At 48.5% G+C, this 17,743-nt stretch carries 10 protein-coding genes and 1 other RNA gene; 6 read left to right on the forward strand and 5 right to left on the reverse strand.

Going from position 1 to position 17,743, the window contains the following annotated elements:
* Window positions 1–48 precede the first annotated feature (48 nt).
* The 4 genes from JI741_RS07975 to JI741_RS07990 all read left to right on the forward strand — a co-directional run bounded on the left by JI741_RS07975 (window position 49) and on the right by JI741_RS07990 (window position 6,230).
* Window positions 49–1,041, forward strand: coding sequence for an efflux RND transporter periplasmic adaptor subunit (locus JI741_RS07975; RefSeq protein ID WP_202008516.1), 993 nt, complete (start codon window positions 49–51; stop codon window positions 1,039–1,041).
* Between the two features lie 55 nt (window positions 1,042–1,096).
* Window positions 1,097–4,228 carry an efflux RND transporter permease subunit gene (locus JI741_RS07980; protein WP_236675948.1) on the forward strand — a complete coding sequence of 1,044 codons (3,132 nt, stop codon included), beginning with the start codon at window positions 1,097–1,099 and terminating at the stop codon, window positions 4,226–4,228.
* 95 nt (window positions 4,229–4,323) lie between these two features.
* On the forward strand, window positions 4,324–5,613 hold the full coding sequence (locus JI741_RS07985; protein ID WP_202008517.1) for a TolC family protein: 1,290 nt from the start codon (window positions 4,324–4,326) through the stop codon (window positions 5,611–5,613).
* A gap of 32 nt (window positions 5,614–5,645) precedes the next feature.
* On the forward strand, window positions 5,646–6,230 hold the full coding sequence (locus tag JI741_RS07990; protein ID WP_202008518.1) for a TetR/AcrR family transcriptional regulator: 585 nt from the start codon (window positions 5,646–5,648) through the stop codon (window positions 6,228–6,230).
* A gap of 23 nt (window positions 6,231–6,253) precedes the next feature.
* Here JI741_RS07990 and JI741_RS07995 read toward each other — a convergent pair whose 3' ends face one another.
* Both JI741_RS07995 and JI741_RS08000 read right to left on the reverse strand, forming a co-directional pair.
* Window positions 6,254–8,836 (reverse strand): ABC transporter permease, encoded by a 2,583-nt coding sequence (locus JI741_RS07995; protein WP_202008519.1) that lies wholly within the window; start codon window positions 8,834–8,836, stop codon window positions 6,254–6,256.
* A 6-nt stretch (window positions 8,837–8,842) separates the two neighbouring features.
* Window positions 8,843–9,163 (reverse strand): PadR family transcriptional regulator, encoded by a 321-nt coding sequence (locus JI741_RS08000; RefSeq protein ID WP_202008520.1) that lies wholly within the window; start codon window positions 9,161–9,163, stop codon window positions 8,843–8,845.
* A gap of 427 nt (window positions 9,164–9,590) precedes the next feature.
* Between JI741_RS08000 and JI741_RS08005 the strand changes: the two genes are divergently transcribed.
* Complete coding sequence (locus tag JI741_RS08005) at window positions 9,591–11,516, forward strand: sensor histidine kinase (RefSeq protein WP_202008521.1); 1,926 nt, start codon at window positions 9,591–9,593, stop codon at window positions 11,514–11,516.
* A gap of 58 nt (window positions 11,517–11,574) precedes the next feature.
* Here JI741_RS08005 and JI741_RS08010 read toward each other — a convergent pair whose 3' ends face one another.
* The 3 genes from JI741_RS08010 to ssrA form a co-directional block, all read right to left on the reverse strand.
* The gene (locus tag JI741_RS08010; protein ID WP_202008522.1) at window positions 11,575–13,677 is read right to left on the reverse strand and encodes a hypothetical protein; all 2,103 of its coding nucleotides are present in this window, start codon (window positions 13,675–13,677) and stop codon (window positions 11,575–11,577) included.
* Window positions 13,678–13,805: 128 nt separating this feature from the next.
* Window positions 13,806–13,997, reverse strand: coding sequence for a hypothetical protein (locus tag JI741_RS08015; protein ID WP_202008523.1), 192 nt, complete (start codon window positions 13,995–13,997; stop codon window positions 13,806–13,808).
* A 522-nt stretch (window positions 13,998–14,519) separates the two neighbouring features.
* Window positions 14,520–14,911, reverse strand: a transfer-messenger RNA (tmRNA) gene (gene ssrA / locus JI741_RS08025).
* A 240-nt stretch (window positions 14,912–15,151) separates the two neighbouring features.
* Here ssrA and JI741_RS08030 point away from each other — a divergent pair.
* Window positions 15,152–17,740, forward strand: coding sequence for a DUF3857 domain-containing protein (locus JI741_RS08030; protein WP_202008524.1), 2,589 nt, complete (start codon window positions 15,152–15,154; stop codon window positions 17,738–17,740).
* Window positions 17,741–17,743: the final 3 nt, after the last annotated feature.

Below are 17,743 nucleotides of genomic sequence, written 5' to 3' on the forward strand. Positions count from 1 at the left end.
AAACGACTAATTTTTATGAATGCATTCAAACCATTGTCCTTAGTAAGCATGGCAGTCATCCTGCTGGCAAGTTGTGCTAAAAAGGAGGATAAAGAAGTAGCTGTCCCCACGTTGAAAGTAAGCACAAGGGAACTAACAGCCAACGGAATTACAGAGACGCTTTCCTATAGTGGATCGATTGAAGCGGACAATTCGGTTGCACTGGGATTTCTGGTTCCCGGAAGAGTAACGGCCGTATATGTGGAAGAGGGACAACACGTCACCGAAGGACAGTTGCTGGCGTCGATAGAAACCATCGAATATCAAAACAACCTGCTTCTCACCGAAGCGTCTCTTGAGCAAGCGCTTGATAATTTCAACCGGCTCAACGAGCTCTTTGAAAAAGGGAGCTTGCCTGCCCGTGAGCACCTGACGGCAAAGGTTGCATTGTCGCAAGCGAAAGCAAACAAGAGCATTGCGGCCAAGCGATTGGCGGACACCAAACTGTATGCTCCATTCGCGGGCATTGTCACCGCAAAAGAAATTGAAAAGGGCGCCATTGCTTCGAGCGGAATCATGGCCTTCACCATGGTGAAGACCGATTTGGTCTATGCGAAAATTTCAGTTTCGGAAAGTGAAATCAGTAAGCTCGCCATCGGCACAGGGGCGACTGTCAACATTCCTGCAGTTCAGGAGACAAGAAGCGGAAAGATCAGCATCCTTAACCCGCAGGCCGATGCTTCAACACGAAGCTTTGAAGTGAAAGTGCGCCTGGCCAATGCCAACGGAAAACTCCTTCCGGGAATGCTGGCTAACATAAACATCTCCACAAATCACCAACGCGATGTGTTGACCGTGCCGGCCGATGCCGTGGTGCGCGATCCCGAAGAACTTACCTACGTTTTTGTTGTGGACAATAAAAACAGAGCTATTAGAAAAAGAATTGTGGTGAATGGGTTGTCGATGAATGAGATCATTGTGTCGGAAGGACTTCACGTTGGCGACCGGGTCATCATTCAGGGACAAAACCAATTGAAGGACGGACAGACGGTAGCCCTTTAAAACTGGCTTGCATGCACAATAGTTGGATACGCGAATACACAGAAGGACAAGAGAAATGAAAAAACGCAGAATAAATATTATTGAAGCTTCGATGAAGTATAGCCAGCTTTCGCTGGTGATTGCCGGATTGCTCGTCGTGGTGGGTATCGTGGCATTGATCACCATGCCACGGAGCGAAGACCCACGCATCACGGTGCGACAGGGAATTGTTTTTGCACTTTATCCGGGGGCAGATGAACTCCAGGTTGAAAAACAGGTGACTGATAAAATAGAGCAGTTCCTCTTCAGCTTTGAAGAAATTAAAAAAGCAAAGACACGCTCCGAAACCAAGGAAGGACAAGTCGTGATTATCGCCGAGCTAAACGACAATGTGAAAGATCCCAAGAAATTTTGGAGCACACTTCAACATGGCTTGAACAGCACATTGCGTCCCACACTTCCCCCGGGAGTACAGGGTCCGATCGTCAACAGTGAGTTTGGTGATGTAGTGGCACAAATGATCACGGTGAGTGCACCCGGCAGAAGTTATGCCGAAATGGAAAACTATCTGGACAAACTGGAGGACGGCATTAAGACCATTCCCGAAGTGTCCAAGATCAACCGGTATGGCGGGCAGCGCCAACAGATTTATATTGTTGTAGACGATGAGAAAATGCAACAGTATGGTTTTGACTTTGCTTCGTTGTCCAGCGTATTGCAGGCACAGAACGTGACCAACTACACGGGAGACATTACACTCTCGGCCAGCAATGTTCCCATTTTTGCAAACAGCCGCTATAAAGATGAAGCCGCCATTGGCAACCAGATTATATTGAGCACGCCGGAGGGGAAGGTGGTTCGTCTGAAAGATGTGGCTCGTATTGAACGACGTTACGAAGAACTGAACAGCTATATTAAAGTAGGCAGCGACAAGGTGATGATGCTGACGGTGCAAATGCAGCCCGGCAACAACATTGTTTATTTGGGAGATGATCTGAAAGAGAAAATTGATGAAATAAAGAAGACCCTGCCCGCAGATGTCAGTATCAAAACCATCGTTGATCAACCCGAAGTAGTACGCGAACGGGTAAGTCACTTTATGGTGGAGTTTGGAATCGCGATCGCTGCCGTTATTGTGGTGGTTATGTTGCTGCTACCATTCCGTATCGCTTCCATCTCTGCGATTGCAGCACCGGTATCTATAGCAGTAACCTTTGCTATCCTGAATTTAGTCGGGATAGAAATTCACCAGGTGTCGTTGGCAGCGCTCATTGTAGTGTTGGGCATGGTGGTCGATGATGCCATTGTTATCGTGGATAACTACATCGAAAAACTGGACGAAGGTGTTGCCAGCTGGACGGCAGCATGGCAAAGCGCCACACAGTTGATGGTGCCCGTGTTCACGGCAACGGCTGCCATCATTTTCGCTTTCATGCCCCTGGCCTTTGTTCTTAGAGGGCTCCCCAAGGAGTTCATCGTGTCATTGCCCATCGCGGTATCTATTGCGTTGTTCGCTTCATTCCTGGTCGCCCTGCTGCTGACGCCCTACATGTGTTATATCTTTTTGAAAAAAGGACTGAAGCATCATGTAACGGACCGGCCTGTAAAGAGAAACGTACTCGATTATCTGCAAGAAGGATTTAACAAGGCAGTAGAATTCTGTTTCCGTTGGCCAAAGCTGACGATGTTCTCCGGATTGTTCTCTGTCTTTCTGGCGATGGCCATCGGTGGAAATGTGCAGGAAGAGCTGTTTCCAATGGCCGAGCGAAACCAGTTTAATCTTGAGTTGTGGATGCAAAACGGAACCGATGTGACTGAGACCGCCAGGGCCGTAGAAAAAGTGGAAGCGGCCATAAAAGGTGATCCCCGCATAGTGACCACAGCCAGCTTTGTGGGAACTTCCTCTCCGCGATTCCATGCGACCTATGCACCGGAAACACCACGCGAAAATTTCGCACAGATATTTATTAACACCACGAGCGAACAGGCCACCGTTGACCTTATTGAAGAATACCTGCCGAAGTTTAAAAACTTTCTGCCCAACGGCTATGTGCGCGTAAGACAGTTATCCAACAAGGAAACTCCCGCCCCGGTTGAAATTCGGGTTGTGGGCGATAATCTGAAAGACCAGAAAAAAGTAGCGGCACAAGTCGCTGCCATTGTCGAGAAGGCAAAGGGCACGAGCTGGATACGCACCGACTATCAGGATGATTATTTTGGCGTGCGTGCCGTCGTGAAGGAAGATGCGGCCAGTCGCCTTGGGGTAAGCCATGCTGCAATCACACAAACGTTGGGCGGTGGCATAAAAGGAAACATCGTATCCACTTTGTGGGAAGACGATAAATCCATCGACATCGTTTTGCGACTGGATGGAAAAAACCGCGACAGCCTGAACAAGATTCAGAACATCTATGTCACTTCGCAGTACAATACAAAAGTGCCACTCAAAGATGTGGTTGAACTTCAACCGGCATGGCATACGGGCGTAATTGCGCACCGTAACGGACTCCGCACCCTCACCGTGCGATCCGAAGCACAGGCGGGTGTCACGGCCACTACCATTGTGAACGAAGTGAAACCGCTGATCGCAGCGCTCGCCCTGCCCGAAGGTGTTTCCATCAACTATGGTGGAGAAGTAGAATCCTCTGCAGAAACATCGCCCGACATGGGCAAATCACTATTGATTAGTCTGATGCTCATTTTCCTGACGCTGCTATTTCAATTTAAGAGTGTAGGAAAAGTGCTGATCGTGTTGGCAGCATTTCCGCTGAGTCTGTTGGGCGCCATGCTGGGACTTTTCTTAACGGGCAACCCCATGGGCTTCACCGCATTCATTGGAATCATAAGCCTCATGGGAATTGTGGTGCGAAATGGAATCATCCTGGTGGACTATGCCGATGAGTTGATTCGCGAACATGGATATACGCTGAAGGCTGCCGCCATGGCATCGGCCAAACGAAGAATGAGACCAATATTTTTAACGTCTTCGGCTGCGGCCATCGGAGTAGTGCCGATGATCTTAAGCAAATCTCCCCTGTGGGCGCCGCTGGGAAGTGTGCTGGCATTGGGACTTGTCTTCTCGATGGTGATGACATTGTTTGTAGTGCCCGTGCTCTACTTCTGGTTTATAAAACCTCAGGCTGTTCAGCAGGAAATCAGTCAGCCCGATGCAGATGAACACATTCAGTACAAGCCCGAAGTCATTTGATCTTCGCCTGCACGGAGTGTATTCTTCAGCCTGTGGACACTGGGTGGAAACAGCATAAGTCTTTAGTGAAATAAAAATATCATAAACAATAGCAAATGAAGTGGACAGTCAAAGGGATTCTTTCCGGAGCCCTCATTATCGTATCGCTACTCATGTCTTCGCTCGCGGTAGCGCAGCGAAGCATAACCCTGGAGGAAGTAAGGCAACTTGCTATTCATCAGAATAACAATGTAAAAGCCGCAGAGCAGAATATTCAGGTGGCCGAAGCTCAAAAACATCAGGCCGATGCCAGTGGGAAATTTACACTTGATGGTGCCGTTACCGGTTTCTACTTCGGTAAACCACTCAATACAATATTGCCCGAATACGGCGTGAGTCCTGCCCTTAATTTTAATCAGCCTATCTATTCAGGTGGGAAAAATCAATTGGGACGGAAGGTAGCCGCCCTCACGGTAAATATTCAAACAGAACGCAAGGCCCTGACCACATCCGACGTATTATATAATACGGAAGTCACGTATTGGCAAGTGGTATCGGCAAAAGAACAAATCAAGCTCGCCGAACAAAGCCATAGACAACTAACCGCGTTGGTTACAGACATCAACAACCAATACACAGCGGGGCTGACGTATAAGAATGATCTGCTGCGTGCCCGCGTGCAGCAAAATCAGAATGAGCTAAACCTGCGCCAAGCCAACGATGCGCTTACGGTGGCCATGCTGAACCTGGCACAACTTACCGGTCTTGGCGATAGCATTGAGTTTGTTGTCTCGGATAGCATCAATGGAACCTTTGATTCGCTTCAGACTTCCGATCTGACCGTGCGTGCACAAAGCCTCCGGTCGGAGATACGTATCCAGGAAAAGACGCTCGAATCGGCCAGACTTCAGGAGCGGATTTACAAGGGCGACCTCTTGCCCAGTGTGTCACTTGGCATAAGCGGCGTTAGCGCATTTGGTAAGCAAGGGATAAATCCTGAAAACAGCAGCAATTCAATGGCAAGTTATTACGGGTTGGTCACCGTCAACGTGCCCATCTTCGCCTGGGGCAAACGAAGTGAAAAAGTGAAAGAACAACAATTTCGTATTCAATCGCAGGAACATTTGCTCAGGGAGAGCAGGGAAATCATTTCCGTTCAGGTACAGCAGTCTGTTTTGCAAGTCAATCAAAGTGCCCGCCGGGTTAAGCTGGCCGAACTTTCCTTACTGCAGGCAGAAGAAAACTTGCGGCTAAGCAAAGACCGGCTACAAGCCGGAACTATCGTTGGCAAAGATGTTTTGGAAGCACAAACCATCTGGCAACAAGCTTATAGCAGTGTTATTGAATCCAAAGTAGGGTATAGGATTGCAGAAGCAAATCTGAAGCGAACACTAGGGGAGCACTAGAGGTGTACACGGTAGCGCGAGAACTTCATGCTATGCACGGAATAAAAAACATGGAAAAGGGTCACATCCTGAAAGTTTGCAGGCATCTGTTTGGCCGCCGGGGAGTCCACGGTGTAACCATGGACGATGTTGCAAGGTATCTTGGTGTCTCAAAAAAAACACTTTATAAAATCTACGACAACAAGGATGCGATCGTTACGGATGTGGTGCGGGAGCTAGTAGAAGAAAGCCGATTGGAACTCAGGCAGCAATCGACATCCGATTTGACGTTGACCAATCGGCTTTCTACTTTTTATGAGTTCATCGTTAATCAAGCCCTTCCGTTTGGCGTTGCGCTCATCTACGATATTCGGAAATATCATCCCGCGGCCTATCAACTGGTCAGAGAACATAAACAGGAAATGATCTTGTTCTTAAATGATCTGTTGATCGAAGGCCAGCATGCCAGGAAATTCAGAACCGACATCCAGACCATGCTCCTGGCCGAATGGATGTTCAACTTACTGGAATTTGGTATCCTGGAGGCAAACCGCGACATCATGCCCGTTAAATTCAACCAAAGTCAATTCTTCGACATATTGCTCAACGGGTTGAAGGTGAACAGGAATTTAAATTGATGCGCGTGACATGTGAAATGTTTTTATTCCGCGCGAAGTATCTCGTTGGGTTTTGTAAGGGCGACACGAACAGACTGGTAGGCAACCGTTGCGAATGCCAGCAAAATAGAGATGGATCCCGCGATGACAAATGGAGACATCGATAGGGGAGCGTGATAGGCAAATGTGCCCAGCCATTGGGCTGCAAAGTAATACGCTAAGGGGCCGGCCACCAGGGTTGCGATAAGCACCAGGGTTAAATGGTTCATCGATGAGGAATAGAACAACGATGACGAAGATGCTCCAAGCACTTTCCGTATGGAGTATTCTTTGCTTTTCATCTCTACTGTGAAAGAGGATAGTCCAAACAAGCCGAGGCAGGCAATGATGATGCCGAGCCCTGCAAACACTTTGAACAAGGTTTCTGTAACCTCTTCAGTGCGATACAAGGATGCAAAATCATCGTCGATGAAGCTGTAGGCGAATGTGTCTTCTGTATTGAATTGTTTCCAGGTTTTTTCGATGGTGGCAATATTTTGTTGCATGTCGCCCTCGACACGTACCATGATGTTGTTGTAGAAGAATTCGTTGTTTCGTCGCTGAATCAGAATAGGGGCCACCTTCTCGTGAATGGATTTGAAATGAAAGTCCTGCACAACGCCCACTACCGTTGCACCACTTTTGTTTATGCCCCGAATCGGTAAGCCAATCGGATCATCGACAGCAAACAACCTGGCCGCTTCTTCATTGACAAGCAACGCGGCCGTGTCGAGCTTTCCGTCGGGGTTGAAATTGCGCCCTTTCACAAGCGATATCTTCATGGTCTCCAAAAAGTCAGGATCAACGGCAATCGAATGAACGAGCACCGGACCACTCGAGGTGCGTCCCGGCCAGTCTACGCCTCCTGCTCCGAAGACTTGGGTCAGGTCTTGATCGGCAGCGCAAATTGATTTGATGCCGGCATGTGTAAGAAGTTCGGTTTTGAACAATGCATATTTTTTGGACCCATTGTGAATGCGGATAATGTTCTCCCGCTGATAGCCAAGATTTTTGTTCCGGATATAGTGGAGCTGTGAATAGACCACGAGCGTTCCGGACACGATCATGATGGAGAATGTGAACTGAAGAACCACCAGGGACTTCGACAAATATCCGCCACCCATATTCACTGACGGAATACCTTTTATCAAGGAAGAGGCTTTAACCGACGAGAGCACAAAGGCAGGATATAGCCCCGACAATATGCCGGACAAGACCATCGCTCCAAAAGAAATCAGCAACGGCACACCAAAGCTTTGAAAGTCAAACGTAATGTGTTTTTGAGTAAGCGTATTGAATGGCCCAAGCGCCAACGTCGCGAGGGTCAAGGCAATGCCCATGGCGATGGTTGCAGCGATCATAGACTCGCCAAGCAGTTGCATGACCAACTGAATCCGGACGGCGCCAATTGTTTTTCTCACCCCGATCTCTTTTGCCCGCCTGATGCCCCGCACGGTGGCCAGGTTGGTAAAGTTGATGCAGGCGATCGACAGAATGAAGACCGCCAGCACGGTAAAAATGATCGCATACTGTTTGTTTCCCTTTCCTGAAGGCTCCATGGAATAGCTAATTTCATCGAGGTGTATAGAAGTGAGCGGTTGAAAACGAAGTGTGCCTTTGAACCCGGCCGTGCGTGGATCGGCACTGAGACGATTGACCATGAGCGCTTGCAAACTGCTTTGCACGTCCGGAACATTTCGGGTGTCTTTAAACTTTACATAATGATACGATCCGAAGTTGCCCCATATGGCCATCTCGGGAGTGTAGGGCATAAAGGCCGTTACAAAATCAAAATGGATATGCGAGGTGTTGGCGACATTCTCGATGACCGCCGATACACGACGGCCATCTTTCAGGACTTTACCAACAACGTCGTGATATTGCCCGAAGAGTTTTATGGCCAGGTCTTTTGTGATCACTATTGAGGCCGGGTTTGACGGCTCCAGCGCGGTGGCAAGATTTCCCGCTAAACACTGGAAAGAAAAAATATTAAAGAATGCCTGATCCGCAGCAATCCCCTCTGCAGACACTTCGCTTTTCTCGAAAGCCAGCGATTGCGACATGCCAAAGAGTGAAGCCCTGGTAATGTATTCGATCTGGGGGTAGTCGTGTTTGATGGCATCGGACAGTGCATTGGGGCTAAAGGATGTGTATAGAACTTCGCCGCCCATATCGATCTTGCTAACGATCCTGAAGATCTTTTCGGAGTCTTGGTACGATCTGTCGTAGCGATACTCATCAAATACATAGATCATCATCAGCAACACGGTTGCCAGCCCCAGGGCCAACCCGCTGATGTTGATGAAGGAATATCCCGCGTGCTTTTTTATTCCTCTAAAGAAAAACCGGAAAAAGTGAGAAGCGATTGGCGCATTGAACGATGGCATGCTGTTTCGGGCGAGGATGCCAAGCCTGACAAAATCCAGTGCATGAAGGATGGCTTTGCGTCGCGCAGGTGCTGGCCCAAACCGTTGGCGATCGATGTTAAACTGTTCAATCAGGTCGCCTTCGATCATCTCAAACAAATCCGCAGGACAAATCCAGCGAAGCATGACCACGATCCATTTGGGCAAGTGTGGGTTTTCCATGAGCTATTATTTCAATTGAGGAATTAAGTTCCATAAATGCTGACGATCTTCCTTCATCGCCTTCAGCACGGCAAGCCCTGCCGCCGTGATGGTGAAAAATCGTTTTCGTCTGCCGCCCCGCTCGGTGGTAGCACCTCCCACACGCGACTTGATGTAGCCTTTGTCTTCAAGTCTGTAGAGCGTTACGTGAACACCCCCAAGATTAACCTGCCGGTGAACCTGCTCTTCAATCTCCTTAACAATAGCGTTTCCATACGCCTCCTTGTCCAGGATGGCGACCAACGTCAAGACCAGTTCTTCAAATTCCCCGAGATATTCTTTCGGCATTTCTATGTGATTTGTCTAACAAATATAATTGTATCCGGGACTATTCCAAACACGGGTTGAAAAACAAGCGTCCAAACTGTCTAAGCATAGCGGCCAGTGAAGATCCTGGTTTGCATGCAGGAACGGTTTGGCTAGTCGCGGTTTCGAATCGACTGCTGTCAATGTTGTTCGCATGTAAACCGAAACTAAACCATCCGTTTTCTTTTTATATCTCTTTGGGTAAAAAGGATTTAATAGTGTTTTTTCATGCAGGTAGAAATTGATTTTATGCGTTAAATTTCTCTGGTTGCTCCAGAGCTATTCTCAATGCCTTCGACGGAGAAGTCCGGCAATCCACACTTTCGCCAGAAAGTTCCGCTGGAAATAATGCAGATTGTCAGTTTGATTTATTTGGAATTTCTCTAACTTACTTTTTTACGGTTTGTGGATGAAATACTACCTCGCCATCCTTGCTTTGTTAGCTTTATCGGTTGGTTATTCGCAAGAAAATCTTAGGAATGTTGATAGTCTAAAGGCGGAGGTTGCATCCTTACCCATGGACACTAACCGCGTGCTTCGCTTGTGCGACGTTTCGCATAGTTATCATGCTGTTGACGTTGACTCGTCGTTGCATTATGCTGAGAAGGCGCTTGAACTGTCGAAGCAGCTGCGGTATAAGAATGGAATGGCGTGGTCGAACCTTTTAATCGGCCAGACCTATTCCAGGCGAAACCTGGTGGCACAAGCCATTTCCTGCTATCAAAGAAGCATCGACATCGCCGACTCTGTCAACAATAAAACCGTCATGTGCCGGGCCTTGGGAAATATCGGCTGGTGCATGTTTGACCTGGAGGACTATTACCGCGCCATTGACTATTTCAAAAGAGCACTCAGTTTTCAGGAAGCCTTAGGCAAGCAAGATCCATATTTTGTCACGCTTAAGATAAACATCGGGCAAACGTATCTCGCCAATAGACAATTTGGCGAAGCAGAGAAATATCTGAACACGGTGTTTGCCTATGATCGTTTGGAAATTCCAAATTACGGGTATCTACTCAATATGCTGAGCGCGCTGCGCATTGAACAACGTCAGTATGCCATTGCCGATTCTATACTAAACACGGTATGGAAGCTGATCAGTCCACTTCCCGACAAGATCGATAAAGCCGATAACCGATACTATTTTGCGAAACTGAAATTAGCACAGGGCGATGCCCAAAGCGCTTTTGTCTATGCTGAGGAGGCTCATCATTATTATGTGCAAATAGGTTCGAAGGCCGACATGGAGCGAATTTATGCATTGCTTTCGGTTATTGAGTCGGAACGCGGAAGAACGAAGCAAGCGCTAAGCTACCTGCTTAAAAGCAATGAACTTCGCGATTCTGTTCACAGTAGTCGGGCGAAGTACAGCGAATATCTATTCAACAGTCGAGAGCAAAATCGAAAGGCTCTCCTGCAAGAAAAGGATAAAGAACTGCTGCAAGCTGAAAAGAAAAATCAGCAACTTCTGGGCATCGGTTTGTTGTCCATTTCTATCGGCATCATTGCGTGCTTGTTATTTTTTGTGTGGCAACGGCAACAAACGTATAAAAAGGTTTTGGCGTTGAACGAAAAACTTTCTGTGCTAAATGATGAACTGGTAAAAAAGGAGGCCGCCATTGCCCATCAGAATTACTTGCTGCGTGAAACAAACGATTCTAAAGACAAACTCTTCTCCATTATTGGTCACGACCTGAGGAGCCCGATCAATTCGTTAATGGGACTTATGGATCTATTATCGAACCACTATGACCTATTGACGCCTGACGAACGTCACAAGTATCTGGGTGATCTGAATAGATCGTTGAAAAACCTAAATAACCTCACAGGAAATCTTTTGGAATGGAGTTTCTCACAAACCAATGCCCTGAATTTTATTCCGGAAATCTTTGATGTTGGACTGGCGCTCAAGGAAAGCGAAGAATTGTTTAGTGACGTGGCGCATGTCAAAAAAATAGTAATCGTTAATGAGGTGAAGACAGAGTTATTGGTTTGGGCTCATCCTCATTCTATCAGGACGATCATTCGCAATTTGCTTTCCAACGCCATTAAGTTTACCCGGGAAGGTGGACAGGTCACACTGAACGCAGAGTTTGTAGATGGTTTTGTTAGAGTAGGGGTGATCGACAATGGTGTCGGCATTCGAGAAGGAATCATGAATAGGCTCTTTGAAATCGGCGACAAACGTTCCACACCGGGAACAGCCAACGAAAAAGGGAGTGGGCTAGGACTGTTGCTTTGCAAGGAATTTGTGGAGAAAAATGGCGGAACCATTGAGGTGCGCACTGCCGTAGGGAAGGGCTCTGCATTTTATTTTACTGTACCGATGCCTTAGCCGGTCAACGGTGCCGCCAGGAAGGTGTCGAATCGACTAAAGCATCCTGCCATCGCGCTCACTGCTCCAGGTAGGTTGCGCCGAAGTGGTCCATCACCCGCAGGTAGGCTTCGGATGCTGCTCCGTTACCCCAATCATAGATCGTGAATTCGCCAATACCCAGACCGTTGGCGTTGGCTTCCCCGCCGTGTCCGTAGTTTTCCATCATGAAGCCATAGTCTTTTTCGTTAAAGAACGGATAGACTTTTTCCCACTGTGCGCGTGTCTCCGGATTTTCGGGGCAATACATCATAATAAAGGAAGACCGCAAAGCGGCCAGGCCCCGGTGCACATACTCGGGCAGATGAAGCTCCTCGCCATAGCGAAGGATGAGCTCGGCAAACAGGCTCTGGCGTGCATCGTTCCACTCCCCATCGGCATTCATGACGCCAAAGCCGCCGAGCGCGCGTATGGGAATGTATGTGGGTTGCCAGGAGGCTTGGTACATGAGCAGCTCATCTAACACGCGTTGCCCGGTGGTGAGGTAGGCCCGGTTGCCTGTGGCTTTGTAGCCATCGAATAGCGCTTCGGCGGTCCAGTACATGGACAAGGTGTTCTTTTTGTACTGGTTGTTACGTTCGATCTTCCGGTCTACAAGCGTATCGAGTACGCGGCTGCAGGACCAATACGTTTCGAAATCTTCCCATTTGTCGTTGGGCACGATGGAGCCGGTCAGAGCGTCTAAGGCGCGTCGGGCGGCATCCAGATGTTTCTGTTCATGCGTCAGCGTATACATTCGAAGCAGGAAGGTTGCCGACATCGCTGTTTCGGGTGACTGGTCCAGATAGCCCAAGGGTTTGAGCGTGTGGATGTCGAGCCATGCTGGAAAGAAGCCACGCCTATCCTGTAATGTCATCAGCTTATCGGCATACCGGGTGGCGTAGGCAACGAGGCGCGGGTCCTTTTCCAACTCATCGTACCAGGTGAGCATGAGCCAGGCTGTCCAGCTCATGTCGAGGATGTGATAAGGCGCCTGTGCTGCCTGGCCCCAGTCTATTACGGGATTGCGATCGGAATTGCCGAAGTACATGGTGTTCCAGCCTTTTGAGCGTGCCACTTTTTTGCCATCGACTTCCACTTCCTCCATGGCAGTGGCGATCACGCCGGGAAACAGGCCATCGTGCTGGGGAAATTGCAGTGCCAGTTCTTTGGTCATGCGTGCCTTCTCCAGAAGTTTTTTATCGTTTTGCCGCCGTGCAAAACGGTATAGACCCTGGGCAGATCGGAGCGAGCTGAACCAGGCTTGGTTCCAGATGGAGCGGAACTCGCGCTCATTTACCGGCCCGGGATAATTGGGGCTTTGCGTGACATTGACGATGAACACAGGCGCCCCGACTTTTTTTTCGTTCAGCATAAATTCCTGCCATACATTTTTGCTCCAGGTGTCGAAAGCCCAGCGGTAGGTGTGGCGCACGTAGGGCATCATGTCGCCTTTGAGCGGCTGACCTTGCGCGTACTGCGGCTCGCCATATTTTTTCCAGAGCAGGGCCAGCGGCCGTCGCCACGGGTCGGTGTGACCGAGACTGTCGCGGCTGGTGATGAGGTAGAACCCGAAGCGGAACTCGCCGGGCGGGTAGACGTTGCCGGTGGCGCGTTCGTAGATGACGTGCTCGGTAATTTTGCTTTTGCTCACACCCAGGGTGAGGATGCCGGAAGGTGCGTCGAGATCCATATACCATTGCACGGGCGACCGGTTGAGCAGCGCCAGGTCTGGCACCACGGCCAACTGTCGCAGACTGTCGGTCAGGATCATCGCAGGCGCACGGAAGACGTGCTGGGCGATGATGTTTTTAGAGGTAGGCGTGAGGTGAGGTGACCAGTGACGTGTTGCCTCGAATGCGGGCTTGATCTTTAGCTGCCAGTCGTTCTGGTGTATGGAGTCCGTGAGTTGGTAGATGAGCTCAATGTGGACGGTGTTGCTGTCTTCGCGGGTCACCTGCACCGTAGGTTTAATGCCTTGCAGCGAGTCGAACGTGATGGAGGCGATGTAAGCTTGCAACGCCGTGTTCTGTTCGTCTCCAAGGGAACTAAAGGTGATGCGATTTTCGGCGGGGTGCCGACAGCCCGTGGTGAGAATGGCCACCAGGAGAAATAGAAGAAAGGAGCGGGGAGAGGTTTCCATTTTGGAAGATACTAAAAACTTTTGCAGGGATATTTTTGGATTAACAATAGAATTTCATTTTTGTAAGCTTTTATGTTAACCGAAAAAATCGCTACCATCAACGTGATTCTAACGAGTAACCTAAGCGTCTACTGCTCTTTCCGCGCATGGTTCTTCGCCCACAACGTCAGGAATATACAGATGGCGATGGCGTAGAGCAGTGAGAGGTTTGTTGTTTGCGGGCGATTAGGATCGCCTGTGAAAACATGAATGAATTCAGAAACACCGCCGCCTACAAAAAGACTAACAACTACACGAAACCAGGTTTTGTTGAGTAACATACAAATGCTATTAATAAACAATGCAGCACAGCCGACTGCAAACTAAATAAGCCCCAAGCTACCAGAGGATCACCAAGAGTTGATCTGGAAAAAAATAAAACCGCAGTGAACGGCAAAGGCGACAACCTCTGCAAGCAATCGCCTCGTTTGTAATTTCGGAATACAAGGTTGCAAAAGGAGAAACGCTCTTCTCGATATCGAAGAAATTTCATGCGAGCATCGACAAGTTGGTAAGCCACAATCCCTAACACGAAAACGGTATTGATGTAAAGAAGGGAGAGCTTCTTTATGTCGAAATGCCGAAAGACACAGCGGTCGCTCGTAAAATGAAGTGGTGGTAAGGCAAATTCTATTTAGAACAGTCAATCATTTCGAATAAACAATTACTAAATGCCGATTTTTAAAGTGCACCGAATTTCCACCCAGGGAATTGCTATAAAATGACTTGATTTTGATAAGGTTGAAAAAGGAAAAGCCCAAATTCATACGAATTTGGGCTTTTCCTTTTGCTTTGATTGGTATCAGTGGAGCCGGAGAGAATCGAACTCTCGTCCAGAGAAGATAACGCCGTACCTTCTACATGCTTAGTTGACTTTAATTGTCGGGAGGTGCAAGGCAGGCAACAGCCAAACAACACCTTAGTTACTGTGTCTTAGCCGGGCTTAGCAACATCGCACGGAGCAGTTTTGCATGACGACACCGCTAACCAGCACCTGCAAAACGGGAGTGCTGAGCGATGATGGCTTTCCCGATCTTATCGGGACGAGGCTAATTTATCCTATCGGATAAATTAAGCAGCCATGGCGTAGTTAGACTCGCCAAGTATGGTTTGGAACTATCTTTCAAGGCTCTCATCCCATGAGCCTGCATGCTTCTATACGTCATTAAACATCCTGTCAAAACCGGTCGGCCCCGGTTGTTCAACGAATGTGCAAGTCGATGAACGTTCCCCGCAAAGGGGAGACAAATATAAGGGGAATTTCGTTCCGGCCTCATGTCGGCGTAAAGTTTAACGGGTGGGGCCGAGGGGACGGCAACGCCTGATTCAAGTAATGTATGTTTCTTTTGCCGATTGAATTTTCCTTTTTTTGGCAACCTGCTATCTTTCAGACAGAATGCTTGGAGCGTTTTAACCTGTAAACCTATTTCCTGTCATGTTCCGTACCCGGATGTCCGTTGTTGTGATGCTTTGTGCTGTCACCTCACTTTTTGCTCAAAATGTTAAGATTCAGAATGTGCCCTCCTGGGTTGTTGGGCACACTCCCGACGTGAAGGCAAAACCCTCCGATCAGGAGACCAGCAGCTTCTATTATCAATTGATAGACCTGCAGCAGAACGTGGCCACACAGGAATATTTTGTGCACTATGCCTACCAGATTCTCACGAATGAGGGAGTGCAGGCGATGTCTGACCTGCAAACGGATTTTGATCCGTCGTATCAAACACTCGCGTTCCACAAAATGGTCATTCATCGGGGAAGTCAGGTCATCAACAAACTGCAGGTCCGCGACCTCAAAACAATTCAGCGAGAACAAAGCATGGATCGTTTTCTCTACGACAACGCACTGACGGTGGTTATTAACCTGGCCGATGTGCGCGTGGGCGATGTAGTGGAATATGCTTTCACGCGCAAAGGTTTCAATCCGGTTTTCGACGGACACTTTTGTGATAGAATTTATTTTGATTATGCCATTCCCTTCCACAAACTGTATCAGCGTCTGGTAATTCCTTCCAGTACACAACTTTATTCGAAATATACCAATGGTCAGGTTGTCCCCGAGGTGCAGAAAAAAGATGGACTGACAACCTATGTGTGGCAAATAGAAAATACGAAAGAGCCATCGTTCGAGGCCGATGTGCCAGCGTGGCACGAATCTTCACGCAGTGTGGCCTTGTCGGACTTTGAATATTGGAGCGAAGTATCGCAATGGGCAGTCGATCATTTTAAGGTGGCAGATGCAGAGCAGGCGAAATTGAAGGCGCTTGTTGATCCGCTTTTTAAAGACCTGGAGCACGACGAACTGTTGTTGCAAGCTACGCGCTTTGTTCAGGACGAAGTGCGTTACCTGGGTTTTGAGGCTGGAAAAAATTCGCACAAGCCCCATTCTCCACTGCAGGTGTTCGAGCAACGCTTTGGCGACTGCAAAGACAAGTCGCTATTGCTGTGCAGCATTTTGCGTGCTTATGACATTGACGCGAACCCGGTGTTGGTGAATACATCTTTGCGAAGTCACACATCCGAGTTGCTGCCGGCTTCAAATGTGTTTGATCACTGTGTGGTGCAGGTAGTCGACAATGGCGAAGCGCACTATATCGACCCGACCATAAACAATCAGGGAGGAGATTTCAAGGCCATTTACTTTCCCACCTATGGCGAAGGTCTCGTGATCCGCGAATCATCTTCCAACATTGTCAAGATGTCCACGCCCACCATCTGGTGGTCCGAAACTTCTGAAGAACATCAATTTGATGTTAAGACGATTGGCGGCGAGGTGGAGTTGACCGTGCGCACCACCTACAATGGCGCCGACGCTGATGTGCAACGTGGCAATTTTGCCAGCAACAGCCTAAGTGCCATTCAAAAAAATTACCTCGCCTACTATGCCAACCTGTATCCCGACATCGCGGTGAAGGATTCTCTAACTATTACCGACGACCGGAAAGAGAACAAGCTTGTGGTGCAGGAAAAATATACCATTGCTTCGTTCTGGAAACCCATGGAGAACGAAAAAGACAAAATGTATTGTGAGTTCTATGCGCTCACGCTCGAAGATTTTTTCACCGTGCCAAAAACGACCAAGCGGTCAGCGCCATATTTGTTGTCGTATCCGGTTAACTACCACCACAGCATACACGTGAATTTGCCGGAGCCCTTGAACATCTCCCCACAAACGGAGGAGATCACATCAAAGTATTATGAATACAGATACAATGTGCTTGTGAAGGATAGAATTCTGGTCATTCAAACTCACTATAAGACCAATTCAGACTACGTTCCCGCAGCGACCTCCGCCACCTATATAGCGGATCATGAGAAGATGCGCGGCAACTTGTCGTATAATCTGCTCTACAATAAAAGCCTGGTGAGCGAGACGGGCATAAGCGTTTGGGCAATTGGGGCCGCCATTATGACGCTCGGGCTCTCGGCGTGGTTTTGTATCCGGCTCTACCGTCGCTACGACCCTGTGCCCGAATGGGCCAATGAACCCGGTCAGCCCATTGGTGGATGGCTTGTTCTGGTTGGGATTGGTGTTAGCATCACGCCGCTGCGGATGCTGTATGATTTTTCGCAGCAGCTCTCATCTTTCGAGAGTGCGACCTACTTGGGACTGTGGCGCATTGAAAAATATGCTCTGGCCGCTGTTATTTTCTTTGAAATGATCTACAACGTGGTGGCCACTGTGTTCTCTGTGCTGATGATTGCATTGTTCTATCAACGTCGTTCGTCATTTCCCCGCCTGGCGATTATCTTTTATGCGGCGTCGCTGGCAGCTTCATTTATAGACACAACGGTGGGATGGATATATTTGGAAGAAAGCGCCGAGCGTTCGGCGTTACTAAAAGATCTTATTCGTCAGGTGTTTGTCTGCGCTATATGGATCCCTTACTTTCTGGTTTCGACACGGGTGAAAGAAACGTTTGTAGAGCGTTCTCCCGACAACGACGACGATTACATGCAAGGATATGCTGCCGCCTACGCAGTGCCTGGCGAAATCTCGACATTGCCAGAGAATCTGGCGTAAACA

It is taken from the genome of Chryseolinea lacunae (genome assembly GCF_016735595.1).
Lineage (GTDB): Bacteria > Bacteroidota > Bacteroidia > Cytophagales > Cyclobacteriaceae > Chryseolinea > Chryseolinea lacunae.

What these genes read in the sequence shown, in the direction of transcription:
- JI741_RS07975 (WP_202008516.1), top strand. Translation starts at nt 49, where the DNA reads ATGGCAGTCATCCTGCTGGCAAGTTGTGCTAAAAAGGAGGATAAAGAA.
- JI741_RS07980 (WP_236675948.1), top strand. Translation starts at nt 1,097, where the DNA reads ATGAAAAAACGCAGAATAAATATTATTGAAGCTTCGATGAAGTATAGC.
- JI741_RS07985 (WP_202008517.1), top strand. Translation starts at nt 4,324, where the DNA reads ATGAAGTGGACAGTCAAAGGGATTCTTTCCGGAGCCCTCATTATCGTA.
- JI741_RS07990 (WP_202008518.1), top strand. Translation starts at nt 5,646, where the DNA reads ATGCACGGAATAAAAAACATGGAAAAGGGTCACATCCTGAAAGTTTGC.
- JI741_RS07995 (WP_202008519.1), bottom strand. Translation starts at nt 8,836, where the DNA reads ATGGAAAACCCACACTTGCCCAAATGGATCGTGGTCATGCTTCGCTGG.
- JI741_RS08000 (WP_202008520.1), bottom strand. Translation starts at nt 9,163, where the DNA reads ATGCCGAAAGAATATCTCGGGGAATTTGAAGAACTGGTCTTGACGTTG.
- JI741_RS08005 (WP_202008521.1), top strand. Translation starts at nt 9,591, where the DNA reads ATGAAATACTACCTCGCCATCCTTGCTTTGTTAGCTTTATCGGTTGGT.
- JI741_RS08010 (WP_202008522.1), bottom strand. Translation starts at nt 13,677, where the DNA reads ATGGAAACCTCTCCCCGCTCCTTTCTTCTATTTCTCCTGGTGGCCATT.
- JI741_RS08015 (WP_202008523.1), bottom strand. Translation starts at nt 13,997, where the DNA reads ATGTTACTCAACAAAACCTGGTTTCGTGTAGTTGTTAGTCTTTTTGTA.
- JI741_RS08030 (WP_202008524.1), top strand. Translation starts at nt 15,152, where the DNA reads ATGTTCCGTACCCGGATGTCCGTTGTTGTGATGCTTTGTGCTGTCACC.